Source organism: Sporolactobacillus spathodeae, from assembly GCF_016908935.1.
GTDB classification, from domain to species: domain Bacteria; phylum Bacillota; class Bacilli; order Bacillales; family Sporolactobacillaceae; genus Sporolactobacillus; species Sporolactobacillus spathodeae.
Window position 1 is genome coordinate 67,745 of record NZ_JAFBEV010000002.1, and the last position, 18,476, is coordinate 86,220.

General features: G+C 44.5%; 14 protein-coding genes. 3 read left to right on the top strand and 11 right to left on the bottom strand.

What is annotated here, in order from left to right; all coding sequences use genetic code 11:
• Positions 1-47: 47 nt before the first annotated feature.
• Positions 48-2,234 (top strand): MMPL family transporter, encoded by a 2,187-nt coding sequence (locus JOC27_RS01335; protein WP_205005196.1) that lies wholly within the window; start codon positions 48-50, stop codon positions 2,232-2,234.
• A 340-nt stretch (positions 2,235-2,574) separates the two neighbouring features.
• On the opposite strand, the gene JOC27_RS01340 is transcribed toward JOC27_RS01335, so the two are convergent.
• From JOC27_RS01340 to JOC27_RS01350, 3 genes are all read right to left on the bottom strand, one after another.
• A complete protein-coding gene (locus JOC27_RS01340; protein WP_205005197.1) occupies positions 2,575-3,270 on the bottom strand; it encodes an ABC transporter ATP-binding protein in 696 nt (231 codons plus the stop codon).
• Between the two features lie 4 nt (positions 3,271-3,274).
• Entirely contained in the window at positions 3,275-4,348 is a 1,074-nt protein-coding gene (locus tag JOC27_RS01345) for an ABC transporter permease (protein WP_205005198.1), read from the bottom strand.
• 99 nt (positions 4,349-4,447) lie between these two features.
• Positions 4,448-5,053, bottom strand: coding sequence for a TetR/AcrR family transcriptional regulator (locus JOC27_RS01350; RefSeq protein WP_205005199.1), 606 nt, complete (start codon positions 5,051-5,053; stop codon positions 4,448-4,450).
• A 252-nt stretch (positions 5,054-5,305) separates the two neighbouring features.
• Between JOC27_RS01350 and JOC27_RS01355 the strand changes: the two genes are divergently transcribed.
• Entirely contained in the window at positions 5,306-6,685 is a 1,380-nt protein-coding gene (locus tag JOC27_RS01355) for an MATE family efflux transporter (RefSeq protein WP_205005200.1), read from the top strand.
• 261 nt (positions 6,686-6,946) lie between these two features.
• On the opposite strand, the gene nrdG is transcribed toward JOC27_RS01355, so the two are convergent.
• A complete protein-coding gene (nrdG, locus tag JOC27_RS01360) occupies positions 6,947-7,537 on the bottom strand; it encodes an anaerobic ribonucleoside-triphosphate reductase activating protein (RefSeq protein ID WP_205005201.1) in 591 nt (196 codons plus the stop codon).
• A 15-nt stretch (positions 7,538-7,552) separates the two neighbouring features.
• Entirely contained in the window at positions 7,553-9,760 is a 2,208-nt protein-coding gene (gene nrdD / locus JOC27_RS01365; protein ID WP_205005202.1) for an anaerobic ribonucleoside-triphosphate reductase, read from the bottom strand.
• A gap of 631 nt (positions 9,761-10,391) precedes the next feature.
• Between nrdD and JOC27_RS01370 the strand changes: the two genes are divergently transcribed.
• Positions 10,392-11,888 carry a malate:quinone oxidoreductase gene (locus JOC27_RS01370; RefSeq protein WP_275587756.1) on the top strand — a complete coding sequence of 499 codons (1,497 nt, stop codon included), beginning with the start codon at positions 10,392-10,394 and terminating at the stop codon, positions 11,886-11,888.
• A 309-nt stretch (positions 11,889-12,197) separates the two neighbouring features.
• Here the strand turns inward: JOC27_RS01370 and JOC27_RS01375 are convergent, their stop codons facing one another.
• The 6 genes from JOC27_RS01375 to JOC27_RS01400 are packed head-to-tail and all read right to left on the bottom strand — an operon-like array spanning position 12,198 to position 18,327.
• Complete coding sequence (locus tag JOC27_RS01375; RefSeq protein WP_205005204.1) at positions 12,198-12,722, bottom strand: shikimate kinase; 525 nt, start codon at positions 12,720-12,722, stop codon at positions 12,198-12,200.
• A gap of 3 nt (positions 12,723-12,725) precedes the next feature.
• Positions 12,726-13,838 carry a prephenate dehydrogenase gene (locus JOC27_RS01380; RefSeq protein WP_239529277.1) on the bottom strand — a complete coding sequence of 371 codons (1,113 nt, stop codon included), beginning with the start codon at positions 13,836-13,838 and terminating at the stop codon, positions 12,726-12,728.
• The gene (gene aroA / locus JOC27_RS01385) at positions 13,835-15,136 is read right to left on the bottom strand and encodes a 3-phosphoshikimate 1-carboxyvinyltransferase (RefSeq protein WP_205005294.1); all 1,302 of its coding nucleotides are present in this window, start codon (positions 15,134-15,136) and stop codon (positions 13,835-13,837) included. The genes JOC27_RS01380 and aroA overlap by 4 nt, the downstream gene beginning before the upstream one ends.
• Positions 15,136-15,690: a hypothetical protein gene (locus JOC27_RS01390; protein ID WP_205005205.1), complete on the bottom strand. Its 555-nt coding sequence runs from the start codon at positions 15,688-15,690 to the stop codon at positions 15,136-15,138. Before JOC27_RS01390 ends, aroA begins: the two co-directional genes overlap by 1 nt.
• A gap of 13 nt (positions 15,691-15,703) precedes the next feature.
• Positions 15,704-16,870 (bottom strand): chorismate synthase, encoded by a 1,167-nt coding sequence (gene aroC, locus JOC27_RS01395; protein ID WP_205005206.1) that lies wholly within the window; start codon positions 16,868-16,870, stop codon positions 15,704-15,706.
• Positions 16,867-18,327: an MFS transporter gene (locus JOC27_RS01400; protein WP_205005207.1), complete on the bottom strand. Its 1,461-nt coding sequence runs from the start codon at positions 18,325-18,327 to the stop codon at positions 16,867-16,869. The genes aroC and JOC27_RS01400 overlap by 4 nt, the downstream gene beginning before the upstream one ends.
• Positions 18,328-18,476 lie beyond the last annotated feature (149 nt).

Here is an 18,476-nt window from a genome sequence, read left to right on the forward strand (position 1 = left end):
ACCAATTGTAGAAAGATGAGCTGATGAGCTTATGAGAGGAGATTTTGATGGCAAAATATTTATATAGGCTAGGAAAATGGGCAGCAGATAATAGAAAGAAAGTGCTCTTGGGTGCATGTGGGGTATTAGTGGTTCTTGTTGTCCTTGCTTTAAGTATGGGACCATCCTTTAGTGATAAGATGACCATACCGGGTACGGAATCCCAAAAAGCATCGAAGCTTTTGACAAAGGCATTTCCTTCAACAAAAAATGCAAAAGCGCAAGTACAAGTACTATTTAAGGCACCAAAACATAAAACACTGGAGTCTAAAAAAGAGCGAAAAATCATTTCAGAAACTATAAATGACATTAAAAAGGACAAGGCCGTATCCTCGGTTGCTTCTCCTGTAGTACTTCAAAACTATAGTAAAAATAAAAGAATTGGTTACGCGCTTGTTACGTACAAATCTACAGCAAAAAAAGTTAGTGAAATATCCAAAAAGAAAATTTTAAATGTAGTAAAAAAAGCAAGAAAAGCAGGGATTCAAACCGAATTAGCCGGTGATGTTTCTTTTTCAAGTATCGAAGTGGGCGGAGTAACAGAAGGAATTGGTGTTTTGGTTGCTTACTTGGTTCTTGCAGTAACCTTTACATCCTTTTTAGCAGCAGGTATGCCTATTCTCACCGCTTTAATCGGACTTGGCATCGGATTGATGGGCATTATCACTGCAACCAATTACATGGATATTGCCTCATACGCTCTTTCTCTATCGGCAATGCTCGGATTAGCCGTCGCGATCGATTATGCTTTATTCATAATCACCCGTTTTAGGAGAGAGTTAGGGAATGGGTACTCAATTAAGGAATCTGTAGGGATAGCCATTGGAACAGCGGGAAATGCTGTTGTCTTTGCAGGGATGACGGTAGTTGTTGCACTATTAGGATTGTCTGTTGCAAAGATTCCCTTTTTAACCATGATGGGTCTATCGGCGGCATTCAGTGTCTTCATCGCAATATTGGTTGCTATCCTTGTTGTTCCTGCATTATTGGGATTAATTGGAGGGAAAATTGGTCCATCACGACAGAATCGGTTATTAAAAAGATTGAGCCGTGTGAATAAAAAGGCGGATTCATCGGGTTGGGGTAATTTTGTCACGACTCATCCACTCCTGGTCACCATTCTATCAGTGGCCATACTGATCAGTATGAGTACTCCTGTTTTTCATATGAATCTTGGGCTTCCTGATAATGGAATGAAGTCAAAAGTTACAATGGATCGAAGAGCTTACGATTTACAAACTGAAGCATACGGCAAAGGCGTTCATGCACCATTAGTCATTTTAGCGCAAACAAGTACGAAGACAAAGAACGCTCAAGAAGCGATGAATGCTACAGTTAAAGAGCTTCGTTCCTTGGCTAATGTCAAAAGTGTGACGCCGGCTGCCCCAAGTTCATTGCATCGTGTATCTATGATTTCACTGATACCAAAAACAGGACCGAATGATCCCAAAACAAGTGCGCTTGTTCATGCAATTAGGAAAAAATCAATGAGCTTACAAAAAAGTCAGCATGTGAAATTGTATGTAACGGGTGCAACTGCGGTTAATCTTGATATCTCACAAAAGTTAAGCGATGCATTGCCGGGATTTTGTCTCTTAATTGCAGGCTTTGCGTTTATATTATTGGTCGTTGTCTTTCGGTCGATTCTTATTCCATTAAAAGCGGTACTTGGCTTTATTCTCTCTCTCGCTGCAACATTAGGATTTTTGGTTTTTGCCATTCAGGATGGCCATCTCATCAGCATGTTCGGTTTTCCTACGAGCGGACCGATCTTAAGCTTTTTACCAGTTATAGTGGTTGGTATACTGTTTGGTTTAGCAATGGATTATGAAGTCTTTCTCGTTAGTCGAATGCGTGAAGGATTCATCCACTCAGGAGATACAAAAAAATCGGTTCTAATTGGAATGAGAGAAAGTGGTAGTGTGGTCACAGCAGCAGGCTTAATCATGGTGGCGGTATTCGCAGGATTTATGATGACTTCAGAACCGATCATCAAATCCATGGGTCTGTCTCTAACTGTGGGTGTTTTGTTTGATGCCTTCATCGTTCGTATGACCATGGTCCCTGCGGTTATCACTTTAATGGGAAAATCTGCTTGGTATTTGCCTAAATGGCTGGATAAGCTTTTGCCGGATATAGATATTGAGGGGAAATCAATTTTAGAAGAGGAACAAAAGAGAAAAAAGATTAGTTAATAGGGCGCTTCGTCAGTTTCTGTGGGGTTCACACCTGCCTGTCGCTCAATGGTCTAAAAACCATATAAAGGTTAAATTTGGCAAGCCTAAGGGCAAACGGATGCCCTGTTTCACTCGTAAATTCCTTCTTTTGGTAACGATGACCAAAGGTGACAGGGATTTACGAGTTTTTTTTGTGTTTCTCGTTTCACTGAAGGGTTCAGACATGGCTTAAGTACTTTGAAAAATACATTCATTTGATTCTCTAAAGAAAAGGCAAAAGCTCTCATGATACAGAACCCTTGCCTTATACTTATTTAAAAGATGTGACGAAAAGCAGGTGAATCTTAATCTGAAGCGCTCAAGGTGTCTCTGTCTGGTCTTCATTTACGGTCTGACTTAATTGGCCATCAACAATGGTGAATACCTTATCACAATACTTTGTTAAACGGTGATCATGTGTCACCATAATCGCAGCCTTGTTTTTTTCTTTGACCTCTAGTGACAGAATAGACATGACTTCAAAGGCTCGATTTGAATCAAGAGAAGCTGTAGGTTCATCGGCTAACAGGAGGCTGGGCTTGGTGTAGAGTGCTTTAGCAATTGCTACTCTTTGCTTTTCTCCTCCTGAAAGATCAGCAGGATATTTCTTTACTAAATCTTCAATGCCCAACTGTTTGAGTAGGTTCTCTGTCTCATTTGGCTTCATATTTCCCTTTTTAACTTTATCAAGCAGACGAAACTGATTCTCGACTGTTAAATAAGGGATGAGATTAGAAGCTTGTAGAATAAACCCAACTTCACGAAGACGGATTCTTGATCTTTTTCGCTCATTCAGTTTTGTTACATCCTGATCATTAATCAATACGGAGCCTTCGGTTGGTTTCTGTAGTCCACCCGCGATCGTCAGAAAAGTGCTTTTTCCAGATCCTGAAGGGCCAATGACTGCAATCAATTCACCGCTTTCTGCAATAAAATGGGTGGGCTTCAATGCGTTCACTTGTGTATGCCCGCTACCGTAAATCTTTGAGGCATTCTGAATCTGTAAGATACTCATTGGATTAGCCTCCTATCGCTTGAACAGGATCAATTTTCACAATCGTTTGAACAGAGAACAAACTACCAAGCGTTGCTACAAGGATAAAGATTAATCCGTAGACCAAGAGCGCTGGAAGGTTTAGTTGAATGGGTACAGCTGCGGGTAAGAATAAGCCTGTGATTGTCGTCAATACAAATCCGACAACAACGCCAAAAAGTGCGAGCAGGAATGTTTGCGCCATAACTGACCGGATTAGAAATCCTGAAGAAATACCCTGAGCCTTCATCACGCCAAATATACTGACTTTCTGAATAGTTAGCACATAGAGAAAGATACCGATCGTCACGGAAACAATCACAAATAAAAAGTAAATCATGAAATCTAAGCTTATCTTTTGAGGGGTATATCCGGGCATATTCTCAATAAACGTTTCAATCGGTGTGAGTTTAAGTTTAGAATTGACTTTTAAGTGAGCAAAGTTAGGATCTCGGAGGACAACACCGTTAATCAAGCCTTTTCCACTGGCATTTGCCTTACCGTATTTTATTTTTTGAACAGTTGATTGTGTTGTATAAAGTACTGAAGCAGCATTAAATTTTGCATTTTTAGTAAAGCCAACAATAATCAGTTTCTGATTTGAAGATGAAATGTTTAATTGATCCCCTATTTTTAATCCGTCTGCTTTCAATGAATCATCCGCAACAACTTCATTGTTTGTAGTAAAGGCGCGGCCCTCAGATATTTTGGGCATCAGAAATTGATCCTTTTGAATGCCTGTAATTGCCACGCTTTCCTTAATTTTGGTACCACTTTTTCTTGCAACAAGAAGAATCTGGGCGATTTGAGCCTTATCTTTTGCTGAGATATTTTGGGCAGCTTGGATGGTCATGCTGGATTGTGGCAAATTAATATTGGATTCATCGGATAAAACAATTGCATCTGCTCCCCATTGATCAACCGCTTCTCGGTTTAATTCAGCTAATCCGTTGGCTAGACCTGATAAAAGAAAGACAAGATAAGACATTAAAGTTAGAACGCCGATAATGAGTAAAAAACGCAATTTGGCACTTTTCATTTCATTCCAGGCTAAAAACATACCAGTCCCTCCTCGCTTTAAGCACATTTGGTTTAACTTATCAGCTGATAAGTGAAATGGGATAAAAAAAGTACTTTGTCAATAACTCAAAATACATACTTATTTTAGCAGGCCATGAAGTAAAAAATCAATTGTTGTGTTCAGCCTGTTGGCGAGAGCGGGTTCTTGTGCACTTATTGGGTGTTTGGAGGTTAGTGGAACAATAGATGAAAGGCAAAAGCGTGCAGCTGCATCAATGTTTAGATGCTCTCTGATTAGGCCATGCTTGGCCCATTCTTTAAATAATTCTTTAAAGGGCATTAAATAGGTTTGCTGCCAAAGTTCGTAAAGGATGTATTGATTTTTGGAATCGAATTCTGTAAAAATATCTTCGATCATCATCATTACATTTGTCGGATGTTTTTCAATTAAGATAAGAAACATTTTATTTAAAATCATTTGTGGCGATTGACGCAGACTGTTGTCGTCTAGTCTTGAGAACTCTTGTCTAATATCAGTGGTCATCTGATGGATCACTGCTAAGTAAATACTTTCTTTGTCGCGAAAGTGATGGTATAACGCAGGTTGTGTTAAGCCACATTCTTTTGCAATTCTACGAGTGGACACGCCATTGTATCCCTGTTTCATAAATAGCTTGTTTGCGGTCTGAATAATTTTTTGTTGTGTGTGTTTATACGCTTCTGCTCGAGTCAACTTTTTCTCCATCTTTATTTCTCCATTATGATCGTCATTCTAAACATAGTTACATCTATTATTCATAATGATACAACGTCTAATCTTTTAAAGATATCCATCAAACGGAAAAAAGTGAGTGCACAACATGCTAAGTGAGGTTTTATCCCTGCTCGGCGATATAAAATAAGTACGGATCAATTTATCAATTCCAGAGAAAAAAATAACCTTAATGCGATCGGATGGTGTATCATGAAGCTATTGTTCGCTTAGAGGTGTCATTTGATGTGGGATCTAACGAAAGGCAGTCCGATCAAGAAGATTATTATGTTTACGATTCCACTGCTTATCGGCAATTTGTTTCAGCAACTTTATAATGTCGCCGATACGCTGATTGTCGGCCGTACAATTAGTGTCCATGCTTTAGCTGCTGTTGGTGCTACGGATAGTTTATTTGCTTTAATTATTGGATTCGCACAGGGAATGACTGCCGGACTCACGATTCTTACGGCACAGTATTATGGATCACGTGATGTAAAGAGTGTGAAACAGAGTTTTGCAACGAATATTATTATTAGTGTCGTTGTTTCTGTGCTGTTAACCGTATTGGGTGTGCTTTTCGCTCGCCCTATTTTAGAGTTGATGGAAACGCCTCGGGATATTATTAATGATGCCCAGCAATTTATTGTCTATTGTTTTTGGGGAATCACAGCCACGGTTCTTTATAATCTCTTCAATAATACTTTGCGCGCCTTAGGAAACAGCCGCACGCCTTTATTTTTTTTGGCTTTGGCCTGTGTGGTCAATATTGTTTTGGATTTTATTTTCATCGTGACTTTTCATATGGGTGTAGCCGGAGCGGGACTTGCATCGGTTGTTGCGCAAGGATTTTCCGGGATTCTATGCCTTATCTATATCAAGCGATACATTCCCTTACTCGTTTTATCCAGAGAGGACTTTTCATATAATAGGCATAAAGTGAAGCGTCATCTGCAGCTAGGACTGCCAATGGGGTTTCAAACCTCCGTGATATCAATCGGTGCCGTGATCGTCCAAATTATGTTGAATACTCTGGGCTCTGATGCGGTCGCTGCTTATACGGCGGCGGGACGGATTGATTTTCTTGCCACCCAGTTAACGCTCTCCTTTGGCATGACAATGGCAACGTTTGCTGCGCAGAATCTAGGGGCTGGACAATTTGAACGTATTCGCACCGGTGTGAAACAAACCGTGCTTTTCTCAGGCACATTAAGTGTAGTGATGGGGGCGCTGATCATAACGTTCGGTGTTCCCTTATGCCATCTGTTTTTGGGTGATCAACAACCGGCCGTTACACAAATGGCACAGACTTATTTCTACTACAACAGCAGCGTATACGTCTTGCTTGCCCTTTTATTTATTATACGATACACCTTGCAAGGATTAGGTTATAGCTTGGCTCCGACACTTGCCGGTATTATGGAACTACTCATGCGATTATTTGCCGGAATGATCTTAATCAGACAATTGGGTTTTGCAGGTGCAAGCATGGCGAATCCGTTGGCGTGGCTTGGTGCATTGCTCGTACTCATTTATCCGTATTTCAGCACCACGAGGCGACTCAAACAATCAGCTTTGAGCCATGCGGGTGATACGCGTGTCGCTATGGTTTCAAATTCACGCTAGACGCTGTTTGCTTGGTAGGCAGGCATACGCTATAAAAAAACCTGACCAAACTTTGAGCAGGCTGATAGAAAGCACTTGATTGTTTACATTCTTTGGCTTCCAACGCCTCTGTCGTTTGATACTTACCCAGCTGTTCTTTTGAAGCCCAAAATCGGGCCATCGGAGCAATAAAAAAATCGTCCGAGCAAAAAGCACGGACGATTTCATGTATCAATTATTTTTTTTAGAAGCCATTTATCAAAAATTCGAGAAGTTACGTCATTATTTAACGAGTCGATCCCAGATGACCACCTGACCGTTCGTCAATGATTTCTGGACGTCAATGATCCGCTGGTTGCGGCTGCCGCGAAATTGCAAGGTCAAATCTTTCTGAGCCAATTCAAAACGACCATCGACCAATATATTGATTTTTGCCAAGAGTTCCCTTTTGTCTTTGGAATCTCGCTGCAGTTCTTCCCATGTATAACCCGTCCATGCCCAAATATCTTTGGCGGGACCAAAGGTTTTTCGGATCCGGTTCACCAGTGAAAGGCAAACACCCGTATTCAAAAAAGGTTCTCCGCCGAGAAGCGTTAGTCCCTGAACAAAGGGCTGGCCCAGGTCTCTGATAATTTGATCTTCCAATTCTTGCGTGTAGGACTGCCCATATCGGAAATTCTGAGCGGCTTTGTTGTAACAGCCGGGGCAATTGAACGGACAGCCGCTAACATATAAGCTGCACCGCACGCCTTCACCATCCACAAAATTGAATGGCTTATAGCTAGCGATATAGCGCTGGCTTAACTTTTCAGCCAGCCAAGTATTCGGACTTGGATCGCGTGGCCGTTGTGTTTTTTCTTCACCCTTAACCATCATAAATCCTCCTGTTTATTGCCGGGCGATCGTGTTATGGTCATTACCACATGTTAAATGTTTGACGCGAGACGCGATTTCAACGTGACGGCCGTGGATCATCGGCCGTTGCTGCGGATTCCCTAGATAGCCGCATGTGCGTTTGACAACATCACAAGATTGCGGATCGGTGTTGCCGCATTCCGGACATTCAAAACCGCGTTCGGTCGGTGTAAATTCTCCTTTGAATCCGCATTTGAAGCATTGATCGATCGGTGTGTTGGTCCCTAGATAACCGATGCGGTCGTACGCATAGTCCCATACGGCTTCAAGAGCCTTAGGATTTTGCTTGAGATTTGGATATTCGCAGTAGTGAATGAAACCACCGGAGCAGTATGGCGGAAAGTCTTTCTCAAAGTCAAGCTTCTCAAAGGGTGTCGGCGCTTTGCGGACGTCGTAGTGAAAGCTGTTTGTATAATATTCCTTGTCGGTTATATCCTTCACCTTGCCAAATTTCTCCGTATCACGTCGGCAGAACGTGTCGGTTAGGCTTTCGCTTGGGGTGCTGTATACACTAAAATGGTAATCGTATTCCTTTTCCCAGTCCTGGCAGTGTTCCCAAAGTGTTTTGACGACGCGAATCGCGAAATCCTTTGCTTCTTTGTTTGTTTCCCATGCATTGCCATAAAAGACAGTGCCGACTTCGTAAAGGCCAATGTAGCCGAGCGAAACCGTCGCGCGCGAATGATTGAACAACGTATCAACGGAGTCCGTCCGTTTCAATCGCTTGCCGAAGGCGCCGTATTGGTAAAGGATCGGCGCGTTCTCCGGACTCGCCTGTTTGGCGCGCTCTACCTTAAAAACGAGCGCTTCTTTACAGATTTGTAAGCGTTCTTCGAATATTTTCCAAAACTTATCTTTGTCTCCTCGTGACTCCATAGCGATCCGCGGTAAATTGATGGTGACCACACCGAGATTCATACGTCCGGAATTGACTTCCTTACCATTTTCATCTTTCCAACCTTGCAGGAAGGAGCGGCATCCCATCGGTGCTTTAAAGCTTCCGGTAAGCTCAATCAGCTTGTCATACATCAAGACATCCGGATACATTCGTTTGGTGGCACATTCGATGGCGAGCTGCTTGATATCGTAATTCGGTTCTTCGGGATTCAAATTCAGTCCACGCTTTAAGGTGAACACTAATTTAGGAAAAATCGCGGTGCGGTGTTCTTTTCCCAGTCCTTCGATGCGGATGCGCAGAATCGCTTTTTGGATGGCGCGTTCGATCCAATCGGCGCCAAGACCGAATCCTAAAGTCGTAAAAGGCGTCTGTCCCTGGGAAGAGTATAAAGTATTGATCTCATATTCTAAGGCCTGCATGGCATCGTAAATATCTTTCTTCGTTTTTTTACGCGCAAAGGCTTCCTGCCGTTCGGTCCCTTCAACCCATTCCTTGGCGTCCGCCAAATGCTTCTGATAATTTTTTTCTGCAAACGGAGCGAGCAGCTCGTCCACGCGGTCAGCCGAACAGCCGCCGTATTGACTGGATGCCACGTTGGCAATGATTTGTGCCATTTGCGCTGTTGCCGTTTGGATCGAATGCGGTGGTTCAACATCAGCATTGCCGATTTTAAAACCATGATTGAGCATCTCGTTAAAATCGATCAAGCAGCAGTTAGTCATCGGACTATATGGTTGGTAATCTAAATCATGCCAATGGATTTCACCTTTTAAATGCGCGTTGGCCACTTTCGGCGGCAGCATTTTTAGTCCAATCGCTTTGGCAACGGTGCCGGCGGTTAAGTCGCGTTGAGTATTAAAAACCTGACTATCTTTGTTTGCATTTTCGTTTACAATCGTTTTATCTTTATGTAGTAGTTTTCGAATAGTAAAATTGATGTCAGTCGCCTGATTACGTGAAAAATCACGTTGCGTCCGATAATTGATGTACTCTCGGGCGATATCATATTGATGATGCGTTAACAGCGTTTGTTCAACAATATTTTGAATCTCGTAAATTTTAATATTCTCGTGAAACCGTGATCCGATTTCAGCAATGACGTCATCCGTCATGTCTTGGATTAATTGATGCGTCAGTGGATCGAGTTCTCCAAGAGCGTGTCGTGCAGCCTTTTGCAGAGCAGTTGTGATCTTCTCGATGTTGAAATCGATAATACGGCCATCTCGTTTCAACACCTTGATGGCCAATTGATTTGGCGTAGACCTTTTTTGTGTCTCGAGCATGATAAGCATCCCCCTTGAATCGTTACTCACCTATCATAGGATATTGATAGGCAAGTTTCAATTCCATATCTTGAGCGTTTATGCGAATATATCATTAATTAAATACTATATATTGAAATATTTGTGTCTAGAATAGGGAGAATTTGATTTGTGACAAGCGTGTGACGAATGCAAGCACGAGTATCGCATTGACCCAATCGTCATTCTGGATGTAAAGCTATCTTTTTGCCTGATTCGATAAATAGAGTAGGTTTTGTCACCCTCAAGTAGTTTCTTGCTTTTGTAACAGCTTTAATTAGTTTATAATAATGAGACAAAAGAAAGTTGTAGCGTGCGTGTGGTATTGCCTTTTTTTGAAAGGGCTATCATTATTTGCTCGCGCTTTGCCGCTACGGATTGAATCGAAGATGTGGCTTCTTTTTGCAAAGTTATGTTTAATTTGAATGTTGTTTTTTTTCGACTAAAAAAGCCTGTGTGAGACACCTACGGGAACAATGTGCCGGACTGGCCTCCCAGATTTCAGCTTGTCTGAGCAGGCTCTCGGGTAGCGCCCGGGGGCAAGCGAATACAGGGCATTAAACAATTAAAGACAACAGCAGATTTTAACAAAGCCTTTTGCAAACTATATGGGATGAGGAAGGTTGGCATGAGCAGGATGCAGGCAAATTCAGACGTTATCTTAATTGGTGCCGGTATTATGAGTGCGACCTTAGGATCGCTGTTGAAAGAGCTGGCGCCTGAATGGAACATCAAAGTGTTTGAGAAGCTGTCAGGCCCAGGAGAAGAAAGTTCGAATGAATGGAATAACGCCGGCACGGGTCATTCCGCGTTGTGTGAGCTAAATTACACAAAAGAAAAATCCGACGGATCGATAGATATCAGTAAAGCGATCGCGATTAATGAGCAATTTCAGCTTTCCCGGCAGTTTTGGTCCTATCTTGTCAACAGCGGACTGATTTCGAATCCCCAGAATTTTATTCGGCCGATCCCACACATGAGCTTCGTCGAAGGGGAAAAGAATACCGCCTTTTTGAAGAAGAGATTCAAAGCACTGTCAGCGAATCCGTTGTTTCAAGGTATGGAGTTTTCGGATAAACCGGAAAAACTGCGGGAATGGGTGCCACTGATTATGGACGGACGCTCGGCGAATGAACCGCTAGCCGCAACGAAAATCAACGCAGGTACGGATGTCAACTTCGGCGCGTTGACGCGCCTGTTATTCGACCATTTAAAGCGTGAGAACGTTTCAGTGAACTATAAGCAGCGTGTGAAGGCTATCAAAAGGACAAGCAGTGGGGCGTGGCAGGTGACCGTTCAGAACCTTGAAAACGGCAAAAACGAAAACCACCTGGCGAAATTCGTTTTTATTGGCGGCGGTGGCGGCAGTCTGCCTTTGTTGCAGAAAACCGGAATTCCAGAGTCGAAACACATCGGCGGGTTCCCAGTTAGTGGTTTGTTCATGGTTTGCAAGAATCCGGAAGTCATTGCCCGTCATCACGCGAAGGTCTATGGAAAAGCAAAGATTGGTGCGCCGCCGATGTCTGTGCCGCATCTAGATACCCGCTATATTGATGGTCAGAAGGCTTTGCTGTTCGGACCTTTTGCTGGTTTCTCACCCAAATTTCTAAAAGCCGGTTCCAATTTCGATTTATTCAGTTCCGTTAAACCGAATAATGTGTTGACGATGCTGTCAGCTGGGATAAAGGAGCGGGCATTGACGAAATATTTGGTTCAGCAAGTGATGCTGTCCAACGAGAAACGAATGGAAGCATTGCGAGAATTTATTCCCAACGCGAGAACTAAGGATTGGGAAATCGTCGTTGCCGGTCAGCGTGTTCAAGTGATTAAAGATACGACAGCTCACGGCAAAGGAACCCTTCAATTCGGCACGGAAGTTGTCACAGCGTCTGATGGCTCAGTCGCTGCCCTGCTTGGCGCTTCTCCGGGCGCTTCGACAGCAGTTTACGTGATGCTCGACGTTTTGCGACGCTGCTTCCCGCAGCAAATCGAAGCCTGGCAGCCAAAAATCAAAGCAATGATTCCTTCCTATGGTGTGTCTCTGGCAGAGAATCCAGCGCTTTTTGATAAAATCCATCGCGCAACGACGCGAACATTAGGGCTTCGTTAAAAATATCTTTGAATGCAGCTTCTAATCGAATGAAAGAATCCCTCGTCGAAGGCATCTTGACGAGGGATTTTGATAATATTAAAGGAAATACCATTCAGAGCAATGTCTATCAACTTATATAAGAATTTAATTTTTTTCAAGGCTCTGTTAAATTTTAATGTTGATTTTCTCGAAAAAAGCAATGATTGAGACGCCTTTGGGAACAGCGTGCAGCGAGATCCCGCAGATTATTGCCTGTTCGAGGAGGCTCATGGGTAGCGCCCGCGGCAAGCGAACACATGGCAATAAACGATAAAACAACAGTCAGTTTTAACAAAGTCTTTTCAAAAAATAGATACCGATTTGAATTAGGATCTCATGGGCGATTTCAGATGGCGATTTTTGATCGGTGTCGACGATGATATCAGCCGATTGCTGATAATAAGTCTTGCGTTTCTGATAAAGCTCAATAAACTGATCGTTGTCCATGGATTGAAGCAGTGGCCGCGAGGCATCGTTCTTCAGTCGATTGACGATGACTTCAGGAGAAGTCTGAAGAAAGATAACGGGGCTACCGGATGATGCCAACAACTTACGATTGACTGAACGTACGGGTGTACCCCCGCCAGTTGACAGGACACCTTCTTGCCGTATAGCGGCAGAGAGTGCTTCGGATTCAAGGTCGCGAAAAAAAGTTTCACCATGATCGGTAAAAATTTGTTTAATGGATTGGCCCGAATGTGCCTCGATCCATGCGTCAAGATCAAGATGGGGCTGATGCAGATACTCAGCCAACTGTTTGCCGACGGTTGTTTTTCCGCTTCCCATGAAGCCGATTAATAGGATAGTTGCCATGAATTAATCACCTCGTACTACAGATAGCCCGCGCCGCTGCAGTTCTTTTTTCGCTTGCGATAGGTCACGCTGATTGGCAAACGATAATTGCAGGATGCCGTCGATTTCCTCGCGAATTTCTAAAATATGAATATTAACCAAATTGATTTCAGCTTCTTGAAGAATACGCGTCACTAAAGCAACGGCACCGATCTGATCGGGAATATTGACGAACAGATCAAAGAAATTAGCTGCGGGATCGTTTGGCAGCGCCTGAATATGGTCTCTTGTGATTTTTGCATGATGAAAGTAGCGACGGATGGAGTCTTGATCATGCACGCGCAGTGCTTCCTTGATTTGCAAGAGACGCTCAGTAAATCGATCAATTCTATCAATTAGTAACTCACGATTGCTCAAAAGAATATCCGTCCACATCTCTGGATCAGATGAGGCGATTCGTGTGATGCTTTTGAAGCCGCCTGCGGCAAGCTTCAATGACAGCGGCGATTGGCTGAACGTGTCTTGAGACATATTGACCAAGCCTGCGGCAAGGATATGAGGTAAGTGGCTGATTTGAGCCGTGATCTGATCATGATCGGTGGCTGAAAGAATCAGCCACTTAACATGCAGGCCGGCGAGCAGGGCTTGCAAAGTTTCGATTGCTTGCTGATGTTGCGTGTGACCCGCAATGCCGGGAATCAAAAAATAATAGGCGCTTTGAAACAAATTGGCTCGTGCTGCTGTGACCGTTGATTTATGCGACCCAGCCATGGGATGACCACCAATAAAACAAATGCCCCTGTGATTGAATGATTCCGCCTTATCCATGATCTGTTTCTTCGTACTGCCGACATCTGTGATGATCACGCCGGGTTTTAACTGGATGTTTGCCAGTTGATCCATATGCGCAAGGATGACTGCGACCGGCGCGGCGAGCAGAATGATGTCCGCTGCAGAAGCAATGTCCGGGAGTTGGGCACAGCCGTCATCAATAATCCCCTTTTCTTTCGCGTAGCGCAGCGATCGTTCATCGATATCCACGCCAATGATGCGGTAATTCGGCCACTGTTCCCGAATCGCTAAAGCGATTGATCCGCCGATTAACCCTAGTCCGTCGATAACGATGGTTTTCATCATCGAGCAAACCCTCCTGTTAATTGATCCAGATCAGCAAAGAAATCAGGGTATGAAATCCGAATCGCAGCGTCATTTGCTAGGCTAAGATCGCCCGCGACGGATAAGGCAGCAACCGCCAGCATCATCCCGATGCGATGATCACCATGCGAGTCGACGCAGCTTGTTCCTTGAGGAACGATCGGAGTCCTTCCTTTAATAATCATACCATCAGGCAGCTCGGTGATCACCGCCCCGAGCTTGCGCAATTCTTCGGTAACAACAGCGATCCGATCCGTCTCTTTGACGCGCAGCTCTTCAGCGCCAGTGATGGTCGTCGTCCCTTCAGCTTGTGTCGCCATCAAGGCGAGCAGCGGCAGCTCGTCAATGATATCAGGAATGTCGGAGCTAGTGATCTGAACTGAATGAAGCGCAGAGCTTCGAACGATCACATCACCGGCGAATTCTCCATGCATCGTTTGATTCTCAATAGCGATCGTCGCACCCATACGCTGCAAAACCCTGAGAAAGCCAGTTCGTGTCGGGTTTAAGCCAACATGTTTCAATACGATTTCACTGCCCGGTTGGAGGACGGCGGCCGCGATAAAAAACGCGGCGGAGGACATATCGCCTGGGACCGTTACCCGCTGGCCTGATAATTGAGGGTGTCCCTTGACTTGAAGAATCAGTCCATTCTTCTGAATTTCGCCACCAAAAGCGTTGAGCATGATTTCTGTATGGTCTCGTGTTTGCTGTTTCTCGATGATAGTCGACCAACCATCAGCCTGAAGCGCAGCAAGAATTAAAGCGCTCTTCACTTGCGCGCTGGCAACGGGCAAGTGGTAGTTGACCGGACGAAGCGTTGGGCAGCCGTCTACCGTGATTGGTAGCCGGCCTTCTGTGGTGGAAAATCCGGCCCCCAATTGGCTGAGCGGTGTGGTCACCCGTTTCATCGGCCGTCTGCTCAGGGACTGATCGCCGAATAACTTGGTGGGAAAAGGCTGACCACTTAATAAACCGATCATCAATCGAGTCGTTGTTCCGGAGTTGCCCATATTCAATGGCTGACGCGGCTGGCTCAGCCCCTTTAACCCGACACCATGAACGAGAACTTGATCATCGCTGTGTTCGATTGAGACACCTAACGCCTGAAATGCATGAAGGGTTGTCATACAATCTTCCGAAGACAGAAAATGGCTGACTTCCGTGTCACCGTGGCTGATTGCGCCGAAAATAATGCTTCGATGAGAGATACTTTTGTCGCCGGGAACCTGGAGCACACCGTGCAAGCCGTTTTGGTGGTTCGTACTTAAAGCTTTCATCATTTCACCTGGTTTTCATTCTTTATTTTATAGAGACACCAGATCATATCTGGTGTATAGGTGCGTTCGATTTTCTCTTGACTGGTCAGGCGGATGTTTTGTTGATTAGTGATCACATATTGTGCCTTTGTTTCGTTATATTGTTGATAGGCGAGATATTTGCTGTCCGTGTATTTAATAAGCGGCTGCACGTTAGCTTGCTGCATATAATTTTCTAACAAAGCCGTGGTCGACGGATGGGTATAGGCTATTTTGTTAGCCGCGTTCTGACGTCGGATCAGGACAAGCGTATTCAACCGATACCGAAAGCAGCTGATCAACGTCAGTTGATCCAGATGGGCATAATGAAAGTCGGCCCAGTCGATGTGCGCGCGGTAGGACTTGAATGCGGCGGGAATCACGAAGTAATCGCCTGGATAATCCATCAGATGATCAATGATTTCTTCAAATCGGCAATGGAGTTGAACACGACCGCAGACGGCATTCTCTTTTAAATAATAACGTGCGGCCTGACAACTATCTGTCGCCTCAGGCCCCAAGGTATGAATGATCAAAGAGGAACGCTCCTTAATAGTTTTTCAGTTCGTCACAATACGCGCGATATTGTCGCTTTAGGCGTTCCATATTTGAACTATCGAAGGTATCCAGAACAGCCTTAGCTAATTCGATAGCGACCACAGATTCAATTACAAGCGATGCCGGGACAATTGCGGTAACATCCGAACGTTCAATGCTGGCTTTGTTCTCTTCCTTCGTGTCGATAGATACGCTGTGCAGCGGTTTATAAAGCGTCGGGATTGGCTTCATCGCCACATTGATAACAAGCGGCATGCCATTGGTCATCCCGCCTTCGAAACCGCCAAGATGATTACTGCTCCGAAACCAGCCTTGATCAGCTTCCCAATAAATCGGGTCCATAACCTCGCTACCGGGTTTTGCGGCGAGATCAAATCCATCACCAAACGTGACGCCTTTCATCGCATTAATGCCGATCACTGCCGCAGCAATTTTTGCGTCAAGCTTCTCGTTCCAGCTTGTATAGCTGCCAAGACCGGCGGGAACGTTTTCGGCAACCACGCGGATCACACCGCCCAATGTATTGCCTGCCTTTTTCGTTTGATCAATGTATTCGTGAATGGCTTCTACTTTATCCTGATTGACAATCCGCAAGTCATTCTGACGAATTTCCTGTTCAATCTGTTCCGGCATCAGCAGTTGATCGGTGTCTGCGTCAATCGTGCCAATTTGCCGGACATAGCCGGCAAGCTGAATGTCCAGCTGGCTTAATAGCTGCGCGCAAACGGCTCCTATCGCTACGCGCATGGCAGTTTCACGGGCTGAAGAGCGTTCGAGGACATTGCGTAGGTCACGATGACCGTATTTCATGCCACCGACTAAATCAGCGTGTCCGGGTCGCGGATATTTGACCTCCCGCAAATTGATCTCGGGATCAGGCGGGTTGAGCGGGTCCATGATTTCGCCCCAATGTTTATGATCAATATTGGCAATTTTTAAGGTGATCGGTGAGCCGAGTGTGACGCCATGCCTGACACCCGAGCTGATCCGCACCTGATCATGTTCGATTTTCTGCCGATAGCCGCGTCCATAGCCTTTTTGACGGTCGCTCAGTTTCTGATTCAAATCATCGATAGACAAGCGGAGTCCTGCTGGAAACCCTTCAATAATTCCGGTTAACTCAGGACCGTGAGACTCTCCTGCTGTAAAATAAATCACTCGATTGTTCCTCCCTTTTTTATCTGAGACTGACAATGTTTCGAATGCATCAATATCGATTGGAAAATGGCCTGATAGTAGGCCCGATTCTCAACGTCTGTAATCTGTCGGTCAATTTTATTGAAGATTTCTTTTTCACGTGCGGGATCGAAAATCACGGCGTTATCTTTCAATTTCTTTCTGCCAATTGATTCGACGAGTTTAAACCGCCGCTGCAGCAATTTCAGAATCCAGAAATCGATCCAGTTGATTTGGTTGCGTTCCTTTTGGAAAGATGGATCCGTAGCATCCATCAGGCGTTTGCCAACAATCCAGAGGACAAAAGACAAAACGGCAATGATCAGATTGCTGCGCAGGGCAGCTGCTGTGCTCATTTGAGAAAGCATGCCAGTAATTATCGGGACCGAGAATGAGGCGAGGCTTCCGAATGAAAAATAAATACCGGTTACACGCCCCTTTGCCTGAGGGAATAATGAAAGAAAAATGTTCAAGCCAACCTGCATCACACCGCCTGCTGCCGTCAAGCCAAAAATAAAGGATGCAATGCTGACAACTAATGGATTGGTCGCGTAACAAATAATTAAAAGTGTCAGTAGCGATAAGCCGTTCAACCAGACAATCAAGGTCTTGTCCTTGAACAACGCGCGTTTTAGTAAGGTGAACAGCACCAGGACGCCCGTGATCGAGCCCGCGCTATAAAGGCTTAGCAGGAAATGCGCCTGCATATTACTCAGATGCAACACGTCGGTGCCATAAAGCGTGATCCACTGGGTGAACAGGATCATCAGCGCCATCGATGTGTATCCATAAACCGATAGGATAGCGATTAACCCTAATTTTGTTCGCGTCATTTTTGTTCCGTCAATCAGTCGATGGGTACTTTGCCTATCTGGTGTTGTTTGCTTTGGAAACGTTGTTCTGCTGATCAGTAGAAAGTTGATCAGCAGAAGCCCAGCGGCGATAAGAAAAGCGAAGCCGTACCAGCCGCCAAGATTTTCATTCATGCCAATGAAGATTGGCAGCACAAACTCGCCGAGAGAGAGGGCGGCTTTAATCAGAATGTTTGCCGCGCCATTCTTGTCTGCCATTTCCATAAACGTCGGGTAGGTTCCGGAATCAAGCGCTGAGTTTGCAACTCCAGCCAAGATCGCAAGCAGATAGGCGACTTGGATGTCTTTTGTTAATGGGATGCCGACAAAAAAGATAAAGTAGCTGATCATTCCAAGAACGACAAAAACTTTTCGCCCGTAGCGATCTGAGAGGCTGCCGAGAAGATAATAGGCGACCAGGCGACCGATGCCGATTCCGGATATGACATAAGATACGGTGGCTATCGGCGAGGACCAAGCGCTGCTTAAAGCTTTCATATTCTGTGTCAGTATAATCAAACCCATGCCATGAACAATATAGTTCAGATATAATACAATACTTAACTGTTTTCTGTTTGCCACCATCATTTTCGTGAGCTCCTTTGAAAAAAAATGAAAAAAATAACCAATTAGATTATAGAATCTAATTGGTTACCTGGTTTCTAGAAAATGAAATCATGAAAAAATGGCGATGGCAGCCAATTAGATTCGATTTCTCGCCTCTAGTTGGTCTACCC

Coding starts and splice junctions, on each gene's coding strand:
- JOC27_RS01355 (WP_205005200.1), top strand. CDS start 5,306: ATGTGGGATCTAACGAAAGGCAGTCCGATCAAGAAGATTATTATGTTT.
- JOC27_RS01340 (WP_205005197.1), bottom strand. CDS start 3,270: ATGAGTATCTTACAGATTCAGAATGCCTCAAAGATTTACGGTAGCGGG.
- JOC27_RS01380 (WP_239529277.1), bottom strand. CDS start 13,838: ATGATGAAAACCATCGTTATCGACGGACTAGGGTTAATCGGCGGATCA.
- JOC27_RS01345 (WP_205005198.1), bottom strand. CDS start 4,348: ATGTTTTTAGCCTGGAATGAAATGAAAAGTGCCAAATTGCGTTTTTTA.
- JOC27_RS01375 (WP_205005204.1), bottom strand. CDS start 12,722: ATGGCAACTATCCTATTAATCGGCTTCATGGGAAGCGGAAAAACAACC.
- aroA (WP_205005294.1), bottom strand. CDS start 15,136: ATGAAAGCTTTAAGTACGAACCACCAAAACGGCTTGCACGGTGTGCTC.
- JOC27_RS01370 (WP_275587756.1), top strand. CDS start 10,392: ATGAGGAAGGTTGGCATGAGCAGGATGCAGGCAAATTCAGACGTTATC.
- nrdD (WP_205005202.1), bottom strand. CDS start 9,760: ATGCTCGAGACACAAAAAAGGTCTACGCCAAATCAATTGGCCATCAAG.
- JOC27_RS01335 (WP_205005196.1), top strand. CDS start 48: ATGGCAAAATATTTATATAGGCTAGGAAAATGGGCAGCAGATAATAGA.
- JOC27_RS01400 (WP_205005207.1), bottom strand. CDS start 18,327: ATGATGGTGGCAAACAGAAAACAGTTAAGTATTGTATTATATCTGAAC.
- nrdG (WP_205005201.1), bottom strand. CDS start 7,537: ATGGTTAAGGGTGAAGAAAAAACACAACGGCCACGCGATCCAAGTCCG.
- JOC27_RS01350 (WP_205005199.1), bottom strand. CDS start 5,053: ATGGAGAAAAAGTTGACTCGAGCAGAAGCGTATAAACACACACAACAA.